The sequence below is a fragment of the Cytobacillus oceanisediminis genome (assembly GCF_004366035.1).
Lineage (GTDB): Bacteria > Bacillota > Bacilli > Bacillales > Cytobacillaceae > Cytobacillus > Cytobacillus oceanisediminis_C.
In genome coordinates this window covers 138547-162609 of the sequence record NZ_SOEE01000003.1, presented here as the reverse complement: position 1 = coordinate 162609, position 24063 = coordinate 138547, and the positions used below count along the sequence as shown (strand labels likewise).

Genomic DNA, 24063 nt, shown 5'->3' with positions numbered 1-24063 from the left:
GATTTAGTTAGCTAAAGCTGCTAATCCTGTCCAAACACCTAATGAAGTTCCAGAAGTAACTCCTCCATCAATAGCAATCGATTGGCCTGTAATAAATGAAGCATCATCTGAACATAAAAAGTGGACAAGCGCTGCCACTTCCTCTGGTTTTCCAGTACGCCCAAGTGGAGTTATATAGTTATTGATGGCCCTCTGTTCTGGCGCCGCATGATTTTGAACCATCGGTGTATCAATCGTGCCTGGACAAATACAGTTTACGCGAATATTTCGCAGGCTTAACTCCAAAGCAGCCGTTTTTGAAACACCTATCACCGCATGTTTTGAAGCTACATAAGGACCATATGTTGGGACCCCTTGTAGGCCAGCTGCTGAAGCTGTGTTCACGATTACCCCTCCTTCTTTTATTAGCGTTGCCCCATGTTTTAAACCAAACATGACACCAAAAGTATTTACTCGGAAGGATTGTTCATAATCTTCAGTTTGAGCATCTGCCAGCATCCCTAGGCCTATTCCAATGCCTGCATTATTAAACAGGATATCAATTTGACCATATATTTCGATCGTCTTCTCTAAAAGAAATTGTACTTCCTCTTCCCTAGAAACATCCGTTTTAATATATAGTCCGCCAATTTCTTCTGCAAGCAATGATTCATCTGTAATATCAGCAACCACAACAGTGGCACCTGCCTCGTGAAAACGTTTGACAGTTGCAAGTCCAATTCCTGAACCTCCACCTGTAATAATCGCGACTTTTCCTTCAAGTGAAAACATCGAATTTAATCTCCTTAAATTATTTTACAAGAAGTAATGTATTTATAGATATTTTTCTTGTTTAGATTTAGTCTATTCATGTTTGTTTTAAATTTAACTTCTGAAACAGTCTATTATTCAATACCTTCTGGAAACCGGGATGCAACTCTTGTAGCTGCTTCTACCATATATTTCGATGCATTCGTATATTTCGCCAGTTTCATCATATTGCCTCGTTCTAATTTTGTTTTTCTGGTCATAAGTGCAGCGATGGAATCTAATTTACGGTCTAAGATTTTCTTCCAAATTTCTGCATCTCCACTAATCATATATGGCACTGAATCCACATCAGCCGGCTGAGCTATTCGGGCCTCTCTGCACACTCCATGCCACAGGTCTACATAAACGAACCGATCTTTATCCAGCCCGATTGCAGGATCTGCATTCATCTTCATGACCAGTGGCCATTCCCATTTTGCACCATACTTTTGAAACATTTCACTCTTATTAATTTCCTCTTTCCACTGTTCCGCCCATTCTTGGCTAAATACTGGCAACCCCAAAAAGATTCCCCCTTTTTCTTGAACATGCTTCATTCTTAATTTTTGTTCATAGAAAATGTTTACTTTTCAGTTCATCTATTAAAACCTGGTAACATCAATATAATCAACACCATGTACATCGCAATATTCCTTATACATATCCAGTGCTGATGACCAATTCAGCATAAACAGCGGATTTCCTTCTGTATCCTGGAATTCTAATACGCCATCAATAATATTCAATGTAATCACATCCTCTTCACTATGCATAAGTGGCTGGTGAAGTGATCCTGCTGGCTCAAATATGACATCTCCAGCTTTTGCAACCCACTCTTCCCCCTCATAATTCCATGCCCCTTGAACTGTATAAACAGTTACAGTGCCATGATGATAATGCGGAGGGATGACAGCTCCCTTTGAAGCTTTTAATAGAGTGAAAAATTGTCCATTAATCGGATTAGCCTTAAGGACTTTAATTTCTGTACCCTCAATCCAAGGTATCCAAGGAAATGCTTCCGGGTTCATGTAACACGTATCTAATATTGGACTTGATACAGTTTTTGACATATAAATCCCTCTTTCTATTTTAGAATTAAAACATGCTTCGTCGTTATCATATCCATTCAATCTTACAAATCTCTTACAAAGTATAGAATATTATATTTTTTCTGATAATTATTTTTAAATAAAGTCATCTGATTTGATTCCTCCTAAAGGCACGGTACATTTACTAAAAAATCGCTCTAGATCCACTGACTCGTGCAACTTTCCACTAAGGTGAGCATAAGTATTTTGCGGGCTCACTCTTCTCGTGTTCTAAAAAGCTTTGAATTGCTTCAAATGAGCACCGTTATTAATCAAATGATTGGCATAAAATAGCCTTCTTTATCCATTCTTGCTAAATCCCCAATAAATAACCCATGCACGAATGGCGTATTTATTCTAGGTCGATGAAGTGGATTAAAACAAGTTACTGGTGATGCTTCCGATAATCCATATCCCTCAGATATTTTCACATTGAACTTCTCCTCGAATTTTTCCAACATTGAAACTGGCATTGAAGCTCCTCCTGTTACACAAAGACGCATATTCGTAAAGTCCAATGGAATTCCTTTTTCATAATGAAATAAAATATTATACATAGTTGGTATACTTATAAATACTGTAGCTTCATACTCATTTGAAACTTGAAATACCTCTTGCGGATTAAACTTAGTCAATATAAGAATGGTAGCCCCACATATTAGCGATGCATTTATGACAACGGTCAAACTGAAAACATCAAACATTGATAGACACGCTATCACTTTATCATTCTTTGAAAATTGCAAGGATGAAACTACATCACGTGCATTACTATACAAATTATAATGTGTAAGCATGGCTCCCTTTGGCTTCCCGGTGGTACCAGAAGTATATAGTATAACTGCTGTATCATCGTCATTAATAGTAATATCCGGGGACTCATTCAATCCAGCATCCAATACATCAAGAAGCGTTTTCATTTTCGATTCAAATGAGTTGACAAATAATCGTTCTTCAGAAGTTTGGCACACTATGATGTTATTTACATAGGACAAATATGGTTCTATTTCCTGCAATAATGGAACGAGAGAATCGAGACAAATAATCGCTTTAACATCCCCATTTTGAATAATATAAGTTATCTCATCTGGAGTGAATTTTGGGTTTATTGGTATGACAGTTGCTCCTGCTTTTAATACTCCGTACAATCCAATCATGAATTCTGGAGAATTTCCTAAAATTAAAGCTACATTGTCTCCTTTTTTCACACCCATTTGATTTAATCCACTAGCAAACTCTGTAACTATCTCAAAATATTCCTTATATGACGTTTTTTCTATCTGAAACACGTAAGCAGTATGATCTCCATATAATCTTACTGTTTCATTCAACGCACTTAGTAAATTCATATACAATCCTCCTAAAAATGATTGTCTACTCAACGATATTTCAAAAGATGAGCTTGACAAATTTTTATTGTATTCGGGGGTTATTACTGATTCCTTACTAAAACTCTTGCTTTTCATACTTCTCTAATAAATTTTAAATTAATTCTTTCATTTAAAAGATGATAATAATATAATCGATTGAATTTTTAGAATAATAAAGATTCAGTAAGAATCTAGTAAGATATGAATTCTAAAATAAAATCCAAAAGGAGGTGAGGGGATTTTTTTGATGATGACAAAATAATTTCTGTTACCTCGATTGCCATTTCTGTAAATATCCCAAGCTTCTGTTGCCTGCAAAACGGGCTTTGGGCATACTCAACACCTATGAAACTACTAGATATGTACCATATTAAGTATTGAAAAGGGTGAGAAAATGAAGGGTTCGTTGAAAAGCAGATTATCGGTTGTATTCATGTTTGTACTACTTATTAGCAGTTTCGTAACACCAGCTGGTGCTAAATTTTATCAGTCTAACCAGGGGCCGGTACAGTTTCAGGGAAAGGATAAAGATCAGCTTTTTGCTGACATGACCGAAGGAGAAGAAAACCACCCTTTATACGGGCAGACGTCTAAGTCAATCGATCCAAATGAGAAGGTTCGTCTAATCGTTGAAGTAGACGTAAATGAGAAAAAGAGAACAGCACCTGAACAGCAGGTCGAACAAGTGAAGAATACATTTATGAAAAAGCGAGATGGCGCCACTAAAGTCTTACATACGTATTCCAAAGGCTTTTATGGATTCAGTATGGAAACAACGAGGAAAGAAGCTATGAACATGAAAGAAGCTGAAGGCGTAAAAGATATTCGCCCCGCTAAAACATATGAACACATGGACGTAAAGAGCAATGAACTTGTCGAAGCCATGAATGTTTGGACAAAATATAATTACAGCGGTGATGGAATGGTCGTTGCGATTGTAGACTCAGGAATCGATTATCGTCATGAGTCCTTGAAGCTTTCAGAAAAAGGAAAGAAGAAAGCAGAGTTTAATGAAGAGAACATTCAATCGAAACTCGATGACACAGAAGTAAATGATGTTTGGTACACAGACAAAGTACCGACAGGCTATGACTGGGCAGATAAAGATAACCATGTCATCCCGGCCAGTGATTCCCACGGAACACATGTGGCTGGAATTGTAGGGGCCTATGAGGAATCTCAGGAGAAGGCAGTCGGGGTAGCTCCTGACGTTCAATTATTAGCTGAAAAAGTCTTCTCTGATACAAGAGGTTATGCATACGATGATGACATCGTAGCTGGTATTTATCATGCGGTCGAGTTTGGGGCAGACGTTATCAATTTAAGCTTAGGTTCAGACGCAGGGATGGTTGACTCAAATGATCCTGTTCAACGTGCAATTGAATATGCTACAGAACACGGGGTATTAGTCGTTGCTGCTGCAGGTAATGCTTCCTATAGCACAAAGCAAGGCTTACTGGAAAGATCTCAATTACCATTAGCCAAAAATCCAGATATCGGACTTGTCGGTGACCCTGGGGTTACACCATCTGCTCTACAGGTTGCTTCCTCTGAAAATGATTTAATGAGAATTGATGCGGTCGAGTTAAACGATGGAAGTCTACTAGGGTACCAGATTCAGCCAAGCTCTATAAAGCTAATTGATTCTTTAGAAACAGATAAAGAATATGAATTGGTTTTTGTTAGTGATACCTCTAAAGGTGCTTTAGAAGGCTTAGACTTACAAGGGAAAATCGCTGTCGCACAATATGACCAAGCATATGGTTATTATTCACCAGCTCAATTTAATGTCAGTAGAAAAGGAGCAATTGCTCTAATTCTAATTCCATCAAGTCAAGAAGGCCCTTATGCCACTGTAAGTTTCTCTCCTTACACAATCCCGGCAGTGACAACGGACATTAATAAGTCTGTTCAGGTGGCAGAGAGGTTACAAAGCGGAGATAAGATTACAGCTAAGTTATCAGACGAAGTACTTTGGGTACAAAACCCTAATACCGAGCCAATGTCTAATTTCTCTTCATATGGTTCACCAACAGATCTAAGCTTTAAACCAGAGATTACAGCTCCAGGAGGAAAAATTAGCTCAACCGTTCTAAACAACCAGTATGAAACGTGGAATGGAACGTCTATGGCGACTCCACACGTTGCAGCAGGCGGAGCTTTACTTCTTCAAAAGTACTATGAAGAGCTACAATTGCCCAAAAATGAAGAAACGATCTTAAAAGCAAAAAATGTTTTAATGAATACCTCTCAGATTTTAACAAACCCCAATCATGAACAAACACCTTACTCACCGAGGCGTCAAGGATCAGGTTTAATGAAAATTGAAAAAGCGATTAAAACACCATATCTCGTCCAACATGTAGGTGCGCCTTTAGAAAAGGCATCTTCGGTTGCATTAAAAGAAGTGAATCGCACGTTTGATTTCACTTTAGATGTACAGCCCTTGGCGAAAAATCTAGAACATGCGAAACATCAATATGAAATCGTGGTAGATGTGTTAATGGATGAAACAGAAAAAAGTACCTATGATGGCGTAGAAAGAAAATACTTAACGTTGAATTCTATTCCTATAGAAGATGCTGTCATTAAAATTAACGAAAAAAAACAAGAGTCGCACAAAAAGATCCAATATAAACCTCGTAGAGACGGTGAAGTGACCATTTCAATCACACTTCCAGCAGATTTAAGTGAAGGGCGTTTTGTTGAAGGATTTGTCCGCTTTGTACCAAAAGGGAGTTCTGTAAAAGAATTAACAACGCTAACGATACCTTTCATGGGCTATTATGGTGATTGGGATTCAATCGATAATATTGATGAGAGCCCGGTCAATGGCGACCCTTACTTAGGTTATACAGTATTATGGAATGACATGATGGAATATCCTTTGGGTTTTGATTTGAAAACCAATTCATTTGATCAAGATAAGGTAGGCTATTCCCATAAATCGCTTCCGACTGGTATGTACCCTTCATTTACGGTGTTTCGAAATCTGAAAGAGATGTCTTTAAAGATTGAAGATGAACAAGGTAATGAGGTTGCACATATCACGAATTTTAGTGAATATACAGAAGATGGAAGTCCATTTGCCTTCAGGAAGAATATTATGAGCTATGGGGATTTTTACTATGGTTTTGATGGGTTGTTTTGGAGTGGAAAGGACGACGAAGGGAATAAACTCCCGGACGGGAATTATTACTATGTATATGAAAGTACATTAAATTATGAGGGAGCAGAACCTCAGCAAACCAAAATCCCGATTAAAATCGATTCTGTTTCACCAGATTTAGGAAATATAAAGGTAACCGAGCAACCAGATGGAACATATAAAATTACATGGGATGTAAAAGAAGAAGAAAGTGGGTATCTCGGAAGTATACTCTGGATAAATGATAGTGAACCTATATATGATTTAATAGAAAGTGGTGAAAAAGAGTATATTACGGATGTTAAACCTGAGATTGTCATGGTGTTAGCTGTTGATAATTTATATAATACAGGATTCGGTTATGCTGGAAATGAGGAATTACTGCATGCAGGACCATTCATCCAATGGTGGCATGTTTCCGGAACAAACGTAAACGAAAACAATCCTGCCCGCATTACAGTCTTCGGATTTAACCGAATGGATTGGCATATTGAAATTTCCGATTCGGAAGGGCATGTAATAGAATATGTAGATATTGAAAATGAGCACTCTATTTATGGATTAACGTGGTATCCAAGTGCTGAATACCAGAATGGAGAGTATTATGTAACGGTATCCGGAACGGATGATTCAGGTTTCTCGTTAACGTCTGAACCGAAAACCATAACCGTAAAGCATTAAGAAAAAGATGCCTGTCACCTCTAGGTGGCAGGCATTTAACATAAGTAGTGAAATTTCTCGAGGTAAAGATCCTCCAACAATAGACAAGCTGTTAACCATCCTTTTAGCAGTTCACTTAACAGCACTGAAAAGGTGGTGAGTAACTCACCGATTGTGCCTTATCAATTTTGTTACTTTTATTCATTCCTAGGGTCTTCACTTTCGTATCCCCGGGCAGACTCTCGAATTTAACCACTGTTTTAATAGCATAAGCGAAAATACTTTTATAAATAGCAGCAATGGATTTATTAAGATGAACCTTTGTTCACTCAAAAAATAACAAACCCCACTGAATCAAAGATTAGAGTGGGGTTTATCTAGGGTTAGAAATAGGTCCCTAATGGCTCATAGTAAATCTTTTCACTTTTCTATCAGTCTCTATTTACTTAATTAAATGATACTAATTTAATAAATCACCTAATTCTAACTCCTCAAGAATATCTTCCAGCGTTTTACCGCCTTGCTTCTCTTTTGGCACTGGCGCATCTTCAACCATTTCATTTACACTTAAATAATTGTCAACGATGAATTTCATATCTGCAGCATCAATCGTTCCATCTTGATTAATATCTGCTTTTGATGATCCTTTTGCTTTCTTATTGAAATGTTTATTCAAGAAGAAAGCATCCTTGATATCAATGACCTGGTCACCATTGACATCACCAGCTAATTGTAATCCGGGATATATTCTTTCTTTTATTCCCAAGACATCCCCATTTATCTCTTCACCTACTGTAACGGTCGTGTGTGATTCGAAGTGACCCGGTACTTTCACACCGACTGTATAGGTCTCTTCTGCAGCTGGAATACCGTGAATTTCAAATACTGAGTGATTATTCGATTCTAATAGCTCACCTTCATATATTGTCCCATCTGGTGAAATGGCGGTAATTTCAACACCTTTACCGTCTAAATCTACATTTACCCAGCCTTGTTCATGAAGGAATGCTTCAGGTCCTATATATCCCCATACAACTGAATGCTTAGGAACGATTTCCAGCTTTTCTGTAGTAAAACCTGGAACTTGTACAGCTTCTTTTTCTTCGGCCTTATGGTAGTTAGCTTCAGTAATGTAAAGAGATCGTTCATAATCATAATATTCGTCATTCATCACCTTAAAGGTAACGTCTAGAATAGGCATATCCCCGTCTATCCCATCTAGGTCATCTCCTTCTAAGATTGCACGAACGGGAACGGTATTCTCCCAAAGGTCATGGACGATCTCCCCAACTTCCACGTTTGTACTCCAATTCTTTTCCTCTGCCTTTTCCAATAAGTTTGGATGAATTTTGGCATCGACAAACTCATAATATGAATTTCGGTAACTCAGCTTAAATTCTCCTCCTATTAACTGTTCAACATTGTTCATCGTTAATGTAACCGTTACCTCATCATCCAAGTACAGTTCATGTTTATCAAATTTGGCAGTCGCATATTTTTCGCCTTTCCCTATGAAGTAGTACTGATGCATCCCTCCTGCTTGATCACCAGCTGTTGCAGCATCAAAGCCATAAAACTTAAAGTCAACGTATTGACCGTTTGCTACTTCTTTTGGCGTAACACCGAACTTGAAGCTTCCGTCCGATTCAGGTGTGAAATAATGCGTTGGCCAACCAAAGCCTTTACTATCATAGCCCACGACCGTATTTAAACTTTGGTCAAGTGGACTAAATTGGCCATCAATATTATTCCTTATTTCTTTTAATCCTGTTTCTTTCATTAAGTCAATGTTTGAGTCGTAAATTTTTCCTTTAAACCAATTAATACCTTCTTCATCATTTTCATTATACTCAATTTCATAAACACCAGGCTCTTGTTCCATCGTTATTTCCGGGATTTGATTATCAATAAATACATAATCTGATGGATTAAACATCTCTCCGTCTTCATTGACACCCATGATTTCAATTTCATATGCTCCATCAGGCGCTACAGCCATGTGTTCACTGATCGGATTTTCTTCATCGCCAGTAAATGGATAGTATGCGCCACCCGAAAAGACAAATGGAACTAAAAAGTCCATTCCCAGTTGTTCGTTTAAAATTTCTGGATTAATGTATCCAAGATATCCTAAATATTCACCTGTATCCTCATCTTTTACAACTAAATCCATGGTTTCCATCGGACTTCTTAACCCTATATATAAAAATGTTGCTGGAGTATTCATATGTGCATGGTATTGACTTCCATCCGAAGCAAATGCAGGCCGATCCACTGAATAGTTAATTCCTCTATCAGCTACAATAATGGAGAACGGAATTTGATAGTTTTCATGATTGTTATTCGCATTTGTAAAATGAATATATCCTTCATATGTTCCTGACTGCGCTGCTGATGCTACATCTATACTTGCAGTAAATTCAACTTTACTATTTGCTTCAACAGATATCGAGTCTTTTACATTAATTGCAACGCCATTTTTTTCTGCATTATTTGCTCCTGAAAGATCAGAAGACAATAGTTCTACACTTACATTAAAATCTTTCTTTTGATCACTATCATTTTGTAATTCTACTTTTCTGCTATCTGCAGTTGATGAATCTTTTTGTTTGTAATGATATCCATAAGCAATCGCTCCCGTAATATCATCAATGACAATTTCATTAAGAGAATCATCTAAAGATTGCGTTTCATCCATTACTTGAAACTTCACATCTGAATGAACAGCATTAACTGGATCGACTCTGCCGGCACCCACTTCAAAAACGCTGTAATCCTCACTTAAATCATCCGCAGTATTCATTAATGCCGTTTTCACATCAAATGGTGAATAGTCAGGGTTATTTTGAAGTATTAGCGCAGCAACACCAGCTGCATATGGTGTGGCCATGGAAGTACCAGACATTCTTTTATATGCGTATTGATAATTAGAAGAATCTTCCTTATCGTTAATATAAGAAGGAACTGTCGAAAAGATATCAACACCTGGTGCTGTAATTTCAGGCTTAATATCATACGATTTTGAAGCTGGCCCGCGAGAGCTGAAGTCAGCTAATTTATCTCCTTCTGTTTTACCTTCACTGATTTCGTTAAATGTAAGCTTTGTCACTTCTGTTAATTGATCTTTAAGGCTCTCCCCATCTTCTTTTGACATAGTGAAAGCAGGAATATTGTCAATTCCTTCACCTAAATAGGCTGAAATCACTCCATCAACATTATTCCAAATAATCACTGCACTTGCTCCAGCATTTTCAGCGTTCGCGATTTTTTCATTAAATGGTATTGTACCTCGTTGAATCAAAGCTAATTTACCCGTAAAATCTTTTCCATCAAAATCCTCTGCATAACCTAAACCTGCATCAACAATCTCTAGTGGTGTATCGATTAATTCTGTTAAATCATCATCAAAATGCTTTGCTAACAACTGTAAATGATAGGAGTCATCCCCCACTTGTCCGATTGCAGCAGGAATATTAATAGAAACATCACTAGCTCCCACCGTTATGGCTAATGCTGCTGTTCCAGGAGAACCCAGGGTATAGGCATTAGGACCAGAATTCCCTGCAGCTACAAGAGCTACTGTCCCTGCTATCATCGCATTATTTATTGCGATGGATGTTGGGTATAGAGGATCATTCACACTCGCTCCCAGTGATAGGTTCATGATATCCATACCATCTTCAACCGCTTTATCAATTCCAGCTAGAACCGAGCTAGTACTCCCAGAACCATATGGCCCTAATACTCGATACGCGTATAAATCGACTCCATTCGCAACACCTGTCACGGCATGATCTGAATCGGCTTCACCTTGTCCTGCGATAATCCCTGATACATGTGTTCCATGTGATGTCCAATATGTAGCTCCATTCCAAGTTTCTGGCCAAGCAGTATGATCTAAACCTTGCCACTCTTCATGTGTAGCTTCCATTGGGTCATCATCAAAATCGACAAAGTCATAACCGCCTTTGTACGCCATTTTCAAATCTGGATGGTTATAATCAATGCCTGTATCCAGGACACCTACTTTTAATCCTTTCCCATTTATTCCTTCGTCATGTAGTCCATCAACGCCTAAGAAAGGAATACTATCAATCATCGAGGGAGAAACGGTTGTCTCTTTTTCTTCTACAGGAAGATCCAGCTGCAGCTCTTGATCCAGCCAGACAGCTTTAACTTCTCCTAATTTAATGAGCTCCATTACTTCTTTTGCTGGTAATGTCATCGAAACACCGTTAAACGCATTTTTATATTCCTTTTTAATTTTATTTTTTTTAGCTGATTTTGATTTGTTAATTTTATCTTTAAAATCTTTATGGGATTTATCTACTTTTTCCTTAGCCTCTTTAAGACCTAAAGCTTTAGCTGATTTACCTTTGGCTTTCTCTTTTGCCACTTGCACTTCTGCAGGATCTACTTGAAATTGAACGATTATTTCCAGCTCTTCGTCATTATTTAGATTTACAGCAGAAGGGATACGTAATTTCGCTGCCTCTTCTGAATATAAGTTATTAAGTTGTGATCTTTGCTCTTCTGTTAAATTCTTCAAAAGACCTTCAACATCAGAAATTCTTGTATGATCATTTGATGCTTTTTTCGAGTATTCTAACCCCATTGCAAACGAACTTATTGGAGTTGTAAATAAACAATAAAACAATAGGATTGATGTGATTATCTTTAATGCATAAGACTTCACGCCTCTGTTCCCCCTTTAGAATTTTTCATTCATACTTCTCTTGTTTTTTATATTCTCTCTCTTATTGATAGGAGGGAGAGCTCTGTTAGGCTATTAAACTTGACTTATACTCTTTTATAAACAGCTCCTTTCGCTACCCTCAATCCACGGAATCCAAGGGAATGTATAGGGGTTCATGTAACTTGTTTCTAAAAGTACTTGATACCGATTTTTACATAAACATCCCTCTTTTCATTTTAGAACTTTAATCATACTTCGTAAGTATCGTACTTTTTCAAACTTACAGAGTTCTTACAAAGTGGGAATATTATATTTTTTCAAAAAATTTATAACTTATAAAAAGCATTTCTCATTGAAAAGAAATGCTCTTAAACTTTTAACATTCAATTTATAACTTAATCAAGAGAATACTCCAAGAAATCACGACAACAAAAGAGTTGGTTCGAGTTGTGTTTTTTTATCAAAGTTGTCAAGATGAGGGAAAAACAAAAAATCAGGGGATCAAACCCTGATTTTTGTTATAATTCTGCTATTTGATATATTCTTTACTGGCTAATACATCGGCAATCAAATCAGTCGGAATGGTAAATTCACAAACGCCCATATACCCTGGCGCGACTTCGTATTTATTAAATACGATAACAAGTTTTCCTTCATTGTTAATATAAAAGCTTTGGTCTTTAGCTATGGTTTTAAATCCCAGTGCATCATCCAGCCAATAAAACTTGTCGGGGTCTCTTTCCATTTGACTCTTCATCTGTTCCTTTATATTTTCGTTTATTAGGTTTATATAACTTTCATCCATAAATATACTCGGCAAAGTTATCAAAAGTTCATGTTTCTTGTCGATCGTATCATAGGTATACTCTGAGTATGAATTCACCGTGCTTACAACATATCTCCCCACAGCAAGAATTTGATCATTGTCGGTTTTTATATCATATCCGCTTTCTACACCCAGATGACCTCCGCCATTCTTCTTTACTTCCTCCATTTCCGTCATAAAATCATTGTACAGTTTTTTACTTTCTTCTAGGTATTTTTTATTCAAGGTGGATTCTAATGTTTTATTTCCCATATTCGTAATGGCAGGCACTTTTATTTCCGTTTTGGCTGTTTCCTCATCTACTTTAAATTCTCTAACAGTCAACACCTTAACGAGCGAGCCAACAAAAGGCACTTCTGATAAGGCATTTGCAAGGCTTGGACTCGCATTAACTCCTGTGATGAATATCAGCACCGCTGCTCCAACTCCAACAAGAAACTTCTTCATATTCACTTTTCTTTTCTTTTTTTGCTTGAGGGCTTTTTTTACAATAAAATCCAATTCATCTGGGATAGGTGTATTTTTATATTCTTTCTTTAAAGCTTCCAATCTCTTATCCATTAGATTAATTCCTCCTCAGCAATGATAATGCGTAATAATTTTAATCCCCTGTAGAGCCGTGTTTTCACTGTATTAATATTTTCATCTATAATTTCCGAGATTTCCTCTAGTTTTAAATCTTCAAAAAAGCGCAGTATAATAACGGTTTTGTACTGAACGGGTAATTCATCCAATGCATTGGAAAGATCAATGTCATTGTACGAATCTACTATTCCATGACTTAAAAATTCAAGCGTTTGGTCATCCATAAGGGTGATTTTCTTTTGTTTTCTTAAAAAATCGATCGACGTACGAACGACAATTGTATAAAACCAACTTTTGATCGATCCAGCTTTTTGGATCGTTTCGATTGAGATAAGTGCTTTTTTAATTGATTCCTGGACGATATCCAATGCATCCTCTTGATTTTTCACATAACTGAACGCCAAACGATAAAAATCCTCTTTGTGATCATTTATACAGGTGACGAATAGGTCATTCACATCTTTTTTCATTAGTTCAAAGTGCCCCTTTTTGCAAAATACATTTTTTTTTAAGCTGTTCGAATTTTAGACGGAGGAACGTCATTAAAAAGTTTCATTCGCATATTCCAGAACTCGGTCCACCTTAAGCAAATTTTCATTCTGGGTAAAAAAATTAGTCCAACCTATTCTATCTTTCTTTAAACACCCTGTGTTGAAAAATATAATTAAGTTTGTTTTCAAAAAAATAATAAATGCAGTGATTCATTCTTTATTTTTTGATGAAACAAAATGATTGGATGGTCACGTCTATTCATGGGAATGATTTTTGCTCCTGTCCCCAAATGATAAATAACATGACTACCTGGGGAGCAGTACAGTTTATTGGAGGAATAGTTTATGTCAGTCAAGGTACAAAATCACCGTTATATCCATGGATTGGATGGACTAAGAGCTTTAGCAGTACTATTTGTCATTGCTTACCATTTTAACTTCAGTTGGGCTAAAGGAGGGTTCCTCGGAGTAAATATCTTTTTTGTTTTATCAGGATACTTAATTACGTCGATCATGATCCCGTCACAAGGACAGAGATTTACAATTAATTTGCGTAACTTTTGGATTGGAAGGATGCGGCGTCTAATTCCAGCTGCCTATGTCATGATTTTGATTACTATCGTATGGGTGACGTTATTTAACAGAGAACTTCTTCATACCGTAAGAGGAGATGCTATCTCTTCTATTTTTTATACAAGCAATTGGTGGTTTATTTTTCATGAAGTTTCATATTTTGATAGTTTTGGCTCCCCTTCACCACTAAAGAATTTATGGTCATTAGCAATAGAAGAGCAATTTTATATCATTTGGCCGATTGTTTTGACAATTGGTCTATACATATATAAAAAGCAGTGCAAGTTGGCGATTTTTGTCTTTAGCAGTGCAATCTGTTCTGCCATGTTAATGGGTCTGCTCTATGAATCCGGGAAAGATCCCAGTCGTGTCTACTATGGGACTGATACCCGTTCATTTGAACTGCTTATTGGCTGCTGGCTGGCTCTTGTCTGGCCAATGAAGAGACTCTCGTCCAAAAAACTTTCTGTCAAGCTTCATAATACACTGAATATAACAAGTATCATTTCATTGGTCATCTTCATAATTTGCTTATTTTTTGTAAATGAATATCAGGTGTTTCTGTACAGAGGAGGCATGTTCCTAATTTGTATGAATGCTGCGATCCTGATCGCCTGTATTTGCCATCCGGCAAGCCTTTTAGGGAAAATACTCGCCTGGAAGCCTCTACGCTGGATAGGTACAAGATCTTACGGACTCTACCTTTGGCATTACCCCGTGATCGTGTTGAGCACTCCGGTTTATGAAATAGGAAATCCTGCTTTCGGACGTGTCGCTTTGCAACTAACCTTTACATTAATCATTGCGGAACTATCTTATCGATTGATTGAGACGCCGATTCAAAAACATGGATTCCAATCATTTTTTCAGAGGCACATTGTCATCAATAGGATAAAGTGGAAAAGCCTTTCTTTTAGCAGAAAAACATTAACGGGGCTCATACCTTTAGTCCTTCTTGTGTTTATTACCGGGATCACGGGTCTAGTAAATGGTGCGGGACAAAAGGGTGTAATGGCTTCAAATCCAGCTGAAGTAAAAATAATTGGCGGAGAGTCTTCGGGCATTAACGATACGAATATGAATCAGAAAAGCCCTGCATCTGAGATAGATTCTTCCGTTCAAGATCTTGGCGAAGAATTTAAACCAGAAACTGAACAGAACAAAGAAACACCACAAAAGGAGAAAAAGAATACAAATGATAAACCTCTAAATCTACCGAATACTGGAATACTGGCCATTGGAGATTCAGTTATGATAGATATGGCTCCAAGCTTGCAAAAAATATATCCTGACATCACGATTGATGCAAAAATTGGAAGACAAGTTTCACAAGCTATCAAATTAGCCCCTGGTTATGCAGACTTCAATCATCCGGATAAAACAGTCATCATCCAGCTGGGGACAAATGGCTATTTTACCAATCAACAAATGGACACATTACTCAGCACTTTCTCGGAGGCTCATATTTATTTAGTCAATACACGTGTTCCGCGTCCATGGGAGGGCAAAGTAAATCAAGCATTATATAAAAAATCTCTTGAGTATGAGAATGTTACGTTGATTGATTGGCATTCCGAAGCTATTGACCACCCTGAATATTTTGCAGCAGACGGTGTCCATTTGTTGCCAAAAGGAATTGAAACTTTAACAGATCTTATCAACCAATCCATTTTTCATATAGCTTTAGAATAATGTTTACTCAAAATGATACTAATAATCTGAACAATATATTTGTATAAATTCTCCAGCCTCACAAATAATAAGAAAAAATTACTGCAGAGGTTTTGATATGAAGTTAAAAAAAGGCGGGAATAACAGTGGCTCTGGCACCAACAATAAAAACAAGCAAAAATGGGACGAAAATTTTTCCAGCTCAAATGACTTTGTCCATTATCATACCTCCACAACAGAAGGAGATCCTTTTTGGATATCTTATTTTCGCACGCTTATTTCATCTGACATCTTGCATAAAGATGTTCTTCCCTACTTACAGAAGCAGCTGACATTAAAAGAATTAAAAAGCATCATTCCAATTCAAGAAATGATTCTTTCTAGGGATTCAGATGAAATTATCCAAAACATCATGAGTGGATATATGGCTATTCAAATACATCCTCATGATGATAACTGTTTATTAGTAAATATTGCAAACAGTAAATTCCGAGATGTAGGAATGCCAACAATGGAAGCATCTGCAATAGGTCCGCAGGTTGGATTTATTGAGGAGTTAGATACTAATATTAATCTCATCCGAAAAAGGTTGCCTATATCAGAGCTTATTGTCAAAGAAATGTCTGTCGGAAAATTATCCAAAACAAGAGCTGCAGTATTATATGTGAAAGGAATTGCTGATCAGGAAAATATAAACACCGTCATTCAAAGGATCAAAGATATTCAATATGATCATATTCAGGATAGTTCATATATCTCATCCATGATAGAGGACAATTCAAATTCTCTGTTTCCACAGTCGATTGCAACGGAGAGAGTGGACCGGGTGGCAACTGGTCTTTCTGAAGGAAAAATCATCATTGCTGCTGATGGATCACCAAATCTGATTATTCTGCCAATAACTTTTATGGAAGCCTTTATTGCAATGGAGGATTATAGCTACTCCTGGATTATTAGCAATTTTTTTCGGATTTTACGTTTTTTTGCCGTATGGATCTCATCTTTTGTCACTCCGATGTACGTGGCAATTATGACTTATCATTACGAATTAATACCAGAACGTTTACTGGAGCCGCTTGTAGGGTCTAGAGCAACTGTCCCTTTTCCTCCATTTCTGGAGGCACTGTTTTTAGAACTAATGATTGAAATGGTAAAGGAGGCAGGAATTCGTTTACCTCTAAAGATTGGACAATCACTTGGTGTTGTAGGCGGTATTGTAATTGGCCAGGCAGTGGTGGAAGCAGGGTTAACCAGCAATGTATTGTTAATATTCGTGGGACTTGGAACTTTGGCTTCTTATACATCCCCTTTGTATAAGTTCAGCAACACCATTCGATTTATTAAGTTTCCGGTTATTTTTCTTGCTGCATGGCTGGGTTTAATTGGTGTTTATCTATACTTCATATTCACAATGATCCATTTGCTAAGACTGACGTCACTTGGACGTCCTTATATAAGCTTTTATCCAATACGAAAAACTTCAGTTCAGGATTTATGGGTAAGACTCCCTTTTTCCATGCAAAAATATAATCCAAAAAACTTAAGACCGGAAAAAAAGAAAAAATTTACAGGCACCAAAAAGAATCCTGAGCCAGTGAATGATTTTTATGAATAATTTTATAGGGTGATTACGTTTGAAAGTAAGTATAAGGCACCAGGTCTCCCCATATTTAGTCTTCTTCATTATTTACAATTCCCAGGTAGGTGTTGGAATTTTAAGTTTTCAAAGGACGATTGCTGAGAAAGCAGGATATGATGCATGGATGGGTGTCCTGGCCGCAGGCTGCCTGGTCCAGGTCCTTATTTGGGTTATGTATAAACTGTTAGGAAAAGCAAATGGGGATATTATTGATGTACACACTGCTACTTTCGGTAAGCTTCTTGGGAAATTCTTAAGTCTTTTCATTGTCATCTACTACGCTTTAGCAAGTCTATCTGTCATGCTTGAATTCATAGAAATTATCCAGGTGTGGATGTTCTCGGCTGTACCATCATGGGTTATTTCAGCCTTGATCTTAATGCTCGTTTATTATTGCATTTCAGGAGGATTTCGCATAGTTGTCGGCCTGTCTTTTTTATCTTTTATTTTTCCGCAAATATTGATATTAGTTCTCTATATGTTCCCATTAAAAATTGCCCAGTTTTCTAATTTGCTGCCCATTATGAATCACTCCTTTATGGACATGCTAGACTCCATTAAAAGCTCTATGTACACCATAGCCGGTACAGAAGCATTATTAATGTTCTACCCATTTATCCGAAATCCCGATGAATCCAGAAAGTTTGCTCATCTCGGTGTACTTTTTACAACACTTCTTTATACCATTTCTTCTATAGTATCTTTCACCTTTTATAGCGAAGAGCAGTTAAAAACGACTATTTGGCCTGAGCTTTCTCTTACGAAAATAATTAAATTCTCCTATTTGGAGCGATTTGAATACTTGTATATCTCCATGTATTTAGTTATTGTGACGGCATTAATTTCACTTTTGCTATGGTGTTCAAGCAGAGGCTTAAAAAAAATTTTTAACATGAAGCAGAAGTATGCTTTATTGATTATTAGCTTAGGAAGTGTATTGATTTGTCAATTAGCTAACGAGCAATTTGATGCTATGCTTGATAAATATATTACACAGATGAATTTATACGCTTTTTATGTCTATATCCCTCTGCTCCTGCTTTATTTTACTTTGTTTAAAAGGGGGAACCAAAGTGGTTGAGCGTGGAGCTATTTCTGTGATTTTAATTTTTCTGCTAACTGGCTGTGCCTTACTCCCCACCACTATTGTTAACGAGATTGGCTTGATACAAGGCGTCGGTTATGATTTGGCGGACGAAGGAGGCATAATAGAGACACTTGTATATCCAATAATAAAAAAAGAACAATCTACAACTACCGAAGTCAAATCAGCATTCGGGCAATCCAGCAAAGAAATACGGACTAAAATTAATAATGAATCACAAATTCGCTTAGTAAGCGGACAACTCCGGTTAGCACTGTACGGGAAAACGCTGGCAGAAAAGGGGATAAATGATTTTGTAGATACTCTAAACCGGGATCCATCTATCGGAAGCATTGTTCAAATGGCAATTGTCGATGGAGAATCTAAAGAGCTGTTAAATTTGAATAAATATAAGGATGAGAATATCTCCATTTACATACAAGAAATGCTTGATCAAAACATGGAATTCGGACAGCTGCCCAAAACCAATTTACAGACTTTTTTATTTCAATTATTTCAAATAGGCCAGGACCCCTATTTACCAATAATAAAAAATGTAAATGGCAGCATTCGGATTAGTGGAATGGCGTTTTTTAATTATGATCAATATATGACATCCATCCCAACGGAAGATATTTATATGTTCAAAACATTACTAGAAAAAAACAAAAGTAATGGCCTGCAAGCATTTATGCTGGAAAATGGAGATAAAGTAGTTCTGGAAACGCTTTATTCAAATCCTGAATATAAAGTGAAAATCGTTCAGGGCAAACCGGAATTTACCATTAACCTAAAAATGAAAACAAAGCTTCAGGAATTTGCTTCTTCTAAGAAAAAAAGGCAATCTTTTAATAAAAAGAAATATCAAAAAGAGGTAGAACAGCAGCTTGAAGAAGAAGCTGTCAAAATCATTACGCAGCTCAAGGAACAGCAAGTTGATCCATTAGGATTAGGAGCAAAATATAAGGAACATTATCGTTCATTTGATAAAAAGGAATGGGAAACGTATTATCCTGATGTTAAAGTTTCTATTAAAGCAAATGTTGAAATAGAGCAAACAGGAACTATCGATTAATAATTCATCAAGGGATTGTCTATTCACCTTAGGTAACGCTAGCTTTGGAGTTAGTTTTGTACAGGTTATACGATGGAAAACTCTGGTTTTTTAAAATAACATACATAGATTTTAAAATAACGGATGGTAATAATGATAGCGGAAGTAAAGATATAAACGGGGTAGATGTTAAATATAGAGAAATTAAGACAAAGGGCACAGAGTTGGTGGTAACGTTCTTTAATCTGAAGGAAGGCATATTCGATTGAGTTTTCATCGAGAGAGGGATTAACTAAAGAAAAAGCATTCGAAATAATGTTCTGCCCTGTAAATGTTAGACACAAAATAACATTTAAGGGGCAGAACAAATAGGAGACTGCTTTTCATTGTTATAAAAACAGCAGCAAGCTGAGCGCCATGACTGCCATTCCTGCTACAAGACCATAAATGGAAGTATGGGCTTCATCATACTTCTTGGCAGCTGGCAATAATTCATCGAGAGAAATGAACACCATTATTCCGGCAACTGCGGCAAAAATAACACCAAACATGACATCGTTTAAATATGGCATTAAAATCAAGTATGCCACAAAGGCGCCAATTGGCTCTGACAGCCCTGATAAAAATGAGAGCTTAAAAGCCTTCTTCTTGCTACCAGTGGCGTAATAGACAGGAACTGAAACAGCAATCCCCTCTGGAATATTATGGATTGCGATAGCCGCAGCAATGGCGATTCCAAGCGATGGGTCCTGAAGTGCAGATGTAAAAGTTGCAATTCCTTCCGGGAAGTTATGAATCGCTATCGCCAAAGCGGCAAAGGTTCCCATTTTTAAGAGTGCCGGATCTTCGACGACCTTGCCTGCATCATTCATCTCTTCAACTGTTCTTACTTCATGCGGGTTATCCTTTTTAGGAATAAACCGATCAATTAGTGCAATAAGGACTATCCCGCCAAAAAAACCTCCAACAGTTGCCCAGTTGCCGTTTACTTGACCTAATGCTCCTACCAGCGCATCTTTTGCTTTTACAAAGATTTCAATCATGGAGACATAAATCATTACACCTGCGGAAAAGCCAAGTGCCAATGATAAAAACTTCGTATTCGTTCTAGAAGTAAAAAAAGCCATTAAACTGCCAATACCTGTCGCTAAGCCTGCAAACAATGTGAGACCTAATGCAAATAATACTTCCTGCGACATTTTACTCTCTCCTTTTTCACTGTTGCCAAAAAGTTTCTCTAGGGCAACTTTTGCGTTAAAAAAATATATATCCAAGATTACTAAAAGTATATGCGCCTAACTTAAAAAGTTTACTTTGGTAAACATTTTATCTCCAACGCAAACCAAAAGCAATAAAAATGACTCTGCAATTCTTTTTTTTTTTACTTCAATATTATAAGAATGACTGAAGAAAATGTGCAAAAAAAAGGAAAAAAACCTCCGCCACTTATCACAGCGAAGGTCAATCCCAGACACGCTTTAATTTGAAAAGTTCCTGAAAGTACCCCCATACAGATATGGGCGACATAATCATTTGATAGAAAAGGATAAATGCAAAAAAACCTAATATATTTTTTCTTACTTTCAAATTCAGATTTTTAAAAACATAATGCTTTTGATACATATATAAGATACCGTAACTTAGAATTGTAAGCGGCAAGACAAATAAGGTCATAGGGCCAACTATCCAGAAATAACCGAAGAATGCCAGCATCAATCCAGGGATCCAAAAGAAAGTATACACCATGTCCAGATATGGCATAACAAGGTTAACGCCCGTTAAGTATTTTGTGTAAATTTGGGGCTGATTCCATGGTTTAATTTCATTCAGGCCTTCAATCATCCCTCTTGCCCACCTGGACCTTTGCTTTACAAAGTGTGATAGATTGGAAGGAACATCCGTAAATGCTGCAGCCAGAGGCTCAAAATACACTTTCCATTCTCTCTGAAGAAGTCTCCATGTCAATACAATATCTTCGCCAATGGCATCCGGCCAGCCATTTACATGGCGGACGGAATTTGTTTTGTACAAACTGAAGGCCCCTTGAGCAACCAGTGTGCCCTGATATAACCCCTGCAGCCTCTTTATTGAAGCAATACCCAGGTAATAGTCCCACTCCTGTATTTTAGTCAATAGGTTTTCGCGGCTATTGCGCACAAGCATGGAGCCCGCTACGGCACACACATCTTCAGGACTGCTTTCCATGCGTGCCACTAAAAAGCGGACCGCTGAGGGATGAAGCAGGGTATCGGCATCAAGCGTGATGACATACTCTGTTGTCACATGCTGCAGCCCTTTGTTTAATGCATGGAATTTTCCCGGCTTAGATTCCTTTAAAACCTTGATTTCAATGTTAAGTTCTTTTTGAGCCCTTACTAATTCACAATAGGTATTGTCTGAAGAACGATTGTCTATGACAATAGCTTTAATTTTGCCTTTATAATCCTGGCTTGCCACATAGCTTAACGTCTGAAAGATTGTTTTCTCTTCATTGAAGGCAGCTACCAGCAATGTCACTTCCTTATCAGGATCCGGATTTTTAAATGAAGGCTGCCTGTCCAAAAGCAGGCTCATCACCAGAAAGGCATTCATATAGCCAGGTACATAGGCAATTCCGCCAATAATCAGCAGACTGATCGGGAGCGTGACAATCTCCGATAATTCCTTAAGCCAGGGAAGCGATAAATAAATAGAAAGAGCCAGCCATACTGCTGAGACAAGGTGGCTGAGTACAAACTTATTATTAATGGAGACATATAATTTTTTTCTTCCTTGTCTTTCTTCCGGCTTGATGGGTGTTAGACTTGGCTGCATAATCTCACCTTCAACATAATATACTTAACTGAAAATATATCATACTGAAGGTGAAGTAACCACGAAAATTATACTAGAATCCCATCCGGATGAATCTTGCAGTTCTGCCGCATGGTTTCGAGAATATTTATAGGTTGTATTACCTATTGCTCCGGGTAAGTCTCCCTTAAAAAATCAATTGATTGAATAATTAATTCCTTTAGCACTTCTGAATCGATATCTGTAATCTTATTTATGTAAACACAAGCTTTTCCTGTTGTATGTTTCCCAAACCTTTCAAGCAATTCATCTCTTTTTTTATCCCCGGGTGCAAAATAAAGGCTTATTTTTGCCTTTCTTGGCGAAAAGCCAACAAGTGGTGCATCCCCTTCATGACCAGTTGCATATTTATAATGATACGAACCAAAGCCAATGATGCTTGGTCCCCACATTTTTGCCTGATAGCCGGTCGTTTCTGTAAAGATATCCAGCAGCCTATAAGCATCCTCTCTCTTTTTAGGACTCTCAACTTTTTCAATAAATTCAATTACACTGTTATCGTTCTCTTTGGTTTTAACTTTGTACAAAATAGCCAGCTCCTTATTTGGATTTGATCAGTACTTCTCTAAAAAACAGGTAATGTCCTTCTGAAAACCAATACTCCCAGCAAAAAAGAGCAACCATATGATTGCTCCTCACCCACTTCTTATTTTAGAAAGGTACCTTCCATATACTCCTTATATGCGGTTCGTATCTCTTCTTCCGTGTTCATAACAAACGGTCCACGTGCAACTATCTTTTCTTTGACCGGCTCGCCTGCATATAGTAAAAAACGCAAAGGCTCTTCGGCTTTGACGAAAATTTCGCTTCCAGCGTTCCCGCCATCTCCCAATTCAAGAACCTGGCCTTTTACTGCATATGCTTCATTATCTCCAAAAACCCCGCTGCCTTCTAAAATATAGATAAAGCCCTTGAAGCTTCCAGGCAGGTCTTGCGAGGCTGCCGCGCCTTTTTTCATCCTAACTTCAACCATCGTTACAGGCACATGATTTAAGGCAGGAGATACAACCCCCTTCGAAGATCCGGAGAAAACTTTAAAAATAACGCCATCTTCCTCTCTGACAGGAACTTCACTGCCTTTAAGATTTTGATATCTTGGCGCTGTCATTTTCTTCTCGCTGGGAAGATTGATCCACAGCTGCAGCGAATGGGCAATTATTCCTTCTGATGGCACTTCGTTATGAACAACACCGCTGCCTGCTGTCATCCATTGAACATCTCCAGGCCCTAACACGCCTCCCTCACCGGAATGACTATCGAAATGTTCAATAGCCCCTTCAATGACATAAGTTACGGTTTCTATACCGCGATGGGGATGGATGTCAAACGCGCCTTTTTGAAATTTATCCTCCATCATCAGAAGGAATGGGTCAAACTTTTCCCAATTCCCAGGTTCTATCACAGGGCCAGCTGCATGAATGGAGCTATGCTCCTGCAGATATACTTTCCTAATTGAAGCAATTCTCCGCTTAGTTATCTCCTCATTTTCCATTCGCCATCTCTCCTTTTACATGTAAAGGGAGCAATTGAAAAACA

General features: G+C 37.6%; 16 protein-coding genes. 5 read left to right on the top strand and 11 right to left on the bottom strand.

Annotation, left to right across the window (positions count from 1 at the left end; genetic code table 11):
- Positions 1-3 precede the first annotated feature (3 nt).
- From DFO72_RS09055 to DFO72_RS09040, 4 genes are all read right to left on the bottom strand, one after another.
- Positions 4-771, bottom strand: coding sequence for an SDR family oxidoreductase (locus DFO72_RS09055; RefSeq protein WP_113881384.1), 768 nt, complete (start codon positions 769-771; stop codon positions 4-6).
- A gap of 113 nt (positions 772-884) precedes the next feature.
- Positions 885-1313 carry an SCP2 sterol-binding domain-containing protein gene (locus tag DFO72_RS09050; RefSeq protein ID WP_113881383.1) on the bottom strand — a complete coding sequence of 143 codons (429 nt, stop codon included), beginning with the start codon at positions 1311-1313 and terminating at the stop codon, positions 885-887.
- A gap of 78 nt (positions 1314-1391) precedes the next feature.
- Positions 1392-1859 carry a 2,4'-dihydroxyacetophenone dioxygenase family protein gene (locus DFO72_RS09045; protein ID WP_113881382.1) on the bottom strand — a complete coding sequence of 156 codons (468 nt, stop codon included), beginning with the start codon at positions 1857-1859 and terminating at the stop codon, positions 1392-1394.
- Between the two features lie 290 nt (positions 1860-2149).
- Complete coding sequence (locus DFO72_RS09040) at positions 2150-3226, bottom strand: AMP-binding protein (RefSeq protein WP_166672449.1); 1077 nt, start codon at positions 3224-3226, stop codon at positions 2150-2152.
- A gap of 415 nt (positions 3227-3641) precedes the next feature.
- Here DFO72_RS09040 and DFO72_RS09035 point away from each other — a divergent pair, with 415 nt between their 5' ends.
- Positions 3642-7076, top strand: coding sequence for a S8 family serine peptidase (locus tag DFO72_RS09035; protein WP_113881380.1), 3435 nt, complete (start codon positions 3642-3644; stop codon positions 7074-7076).
- 439 nt (positions 7077-7515) lie between these two features.
- On the opposite strand, the gene DFO72_RS09030 is transcribed toward DFO72_RS09035, so the two are convergent.
- From DFO72_RS09030 to DFO72_RS09020, 3 genes are all read right to left on the bottom strand, one after another.
- The gene (locus DFO72_RS09030) at positions 7516-11751 is read right to left on the bottom strand and encodes a S8 family serine peptidase (RefSeq protein ID WP_113881379.1); all 4236 of its coding nucleotides are present in this window, start codon (positions 11749-11751) and stop codon (positions 7516-7518) included.
- A gap of 529 nt (positions 11752-12280) precedes the next feature.
- Entirely contained in the window at positions 12281-13138 is an 858-nt protein-coding gene (locus DFO72_RS09025; RefSeq protein WP_113881378.1) for an RsiV family protein, read from the bottom strand.
- Positions 13138-13632, bottom strand: coding sequence for an RNA polymerase sigma factor (locus DFO72_RS09020; protein WP_113881377.1), 495 nt, complete (start codon positions 13630-13632; stop codon positions 13138-13140). The genes DFO72_RS09025 and DFO72_RS09020 overlap by 1 nt, the downstream gene beginning before the upstream one ends.
- A 366-nt stretch (positions 13633-13998) precedes the next feature.
- Between DFO72_RS09020 and DFO72_RS09015 the strand changes: the two genes are divergently transcribed.
- The 4 genes from DFO72_RS09015 to DFO72_RS09000 all read left to right on the top strand — a co-directional run bounded on the left by DFO72_RS09015 (position 13999) and on the right by DFO72_RS09000 (position 19695).
- Entirely contained in the window at positions 13999-15918 is a 1920-nt protein-coding gene (locus tag DFO72_RS09015) for an acyltransferase family protein (protein WP_113881376.1), read from the top strand.
- A gap of 97 nt (positions 15919-16015) precedes the next feature.
- Entirely contained in the window at positions 16016-17512 is a 1497-nt protein-coding gene (locus DFO72_RS09010) for a spore germination protein (protein WP_113881375.1), read from the top strand.
- Between the two features lie 19 nt (positions 17513-17531).
- The gene (locus tag DFO72_RS09005) at positions 17532-18617 is read left to right on the top strand and encodes a GerAB/ArcD/ProY family transporter (RefSeq protein WP_113881374.1); all 1086 of its coding nucleotides are present in this window, start codon (positions 17532-17534) and stop codon (positions 18615-18617) included.
- Positions 18610-19695, top strand: coding sequence for a Ger(x)C family spore germination protein (locus tag DFO72_RS09000; protein ID WP_166672448.1), 1086 nt, complete (start codon positions 18610-18612; stop codon positions 19693-19695). Before DFO72_RS09005 ends, DFO72_RS09000 begins: the two co-directional genes overlap by 8 nt.
- Before the next feature lie 368 nt (positions 19696-20063).
- Here DFO72_RS09000 and zupT read toward each other — a convergent pair whose 3' ends face one another.
- From zupT to DFO72_RS08980, 4 genes are all read right to left on the bottom strand, one after another.
- Positions 20064-20873, bottom strand: a complete 810-nt coding sequence (zupT, locus tag DFO72_RS08995; protein WP_009333594.1) for a zinc transporter ZupT — start codon at positions 20871-20873, stop codon at positions 20064-20066.
- 262 nt (positions 20874-21135) lie between these two features.
- The gene (locus DFO72_RS08990) at positions 21136-22488 is read right to left on the bottom strand and encodes a glycosyltransferase family 2 protein (protein WP_113881371.1); all 1353 of its coding nucleotides are present in this window, start codon (positions 22486-22488) and stop codon (positions 21136-21138) included.
- Between the two features lie 143 nt (positions 22489-22631).
- On the bottom strand, positions 22632-23054 hold the full coding sequence (locus tag DFO72_RS08985; protein ID WP_113881370.1) for a DUF1801 domain-containing protein: 423 nt from the start codon (positions 23052-23054) through the stop codon (positions 22632-22634).
- Between the two features lie 119 nt (positions 23055-23173).
- Positions 23174-24019, bottom strand: coding sequence for a pirin family protein (locus tag DFO72_RS08980; protein ID WP_113881369.1), 846 nt, complete (start codon positions 24017-24019; stop codon positions 23174-23176).
- Between the last annotated feature and the right edge of the window lie 44 nt (positions 24020-24063).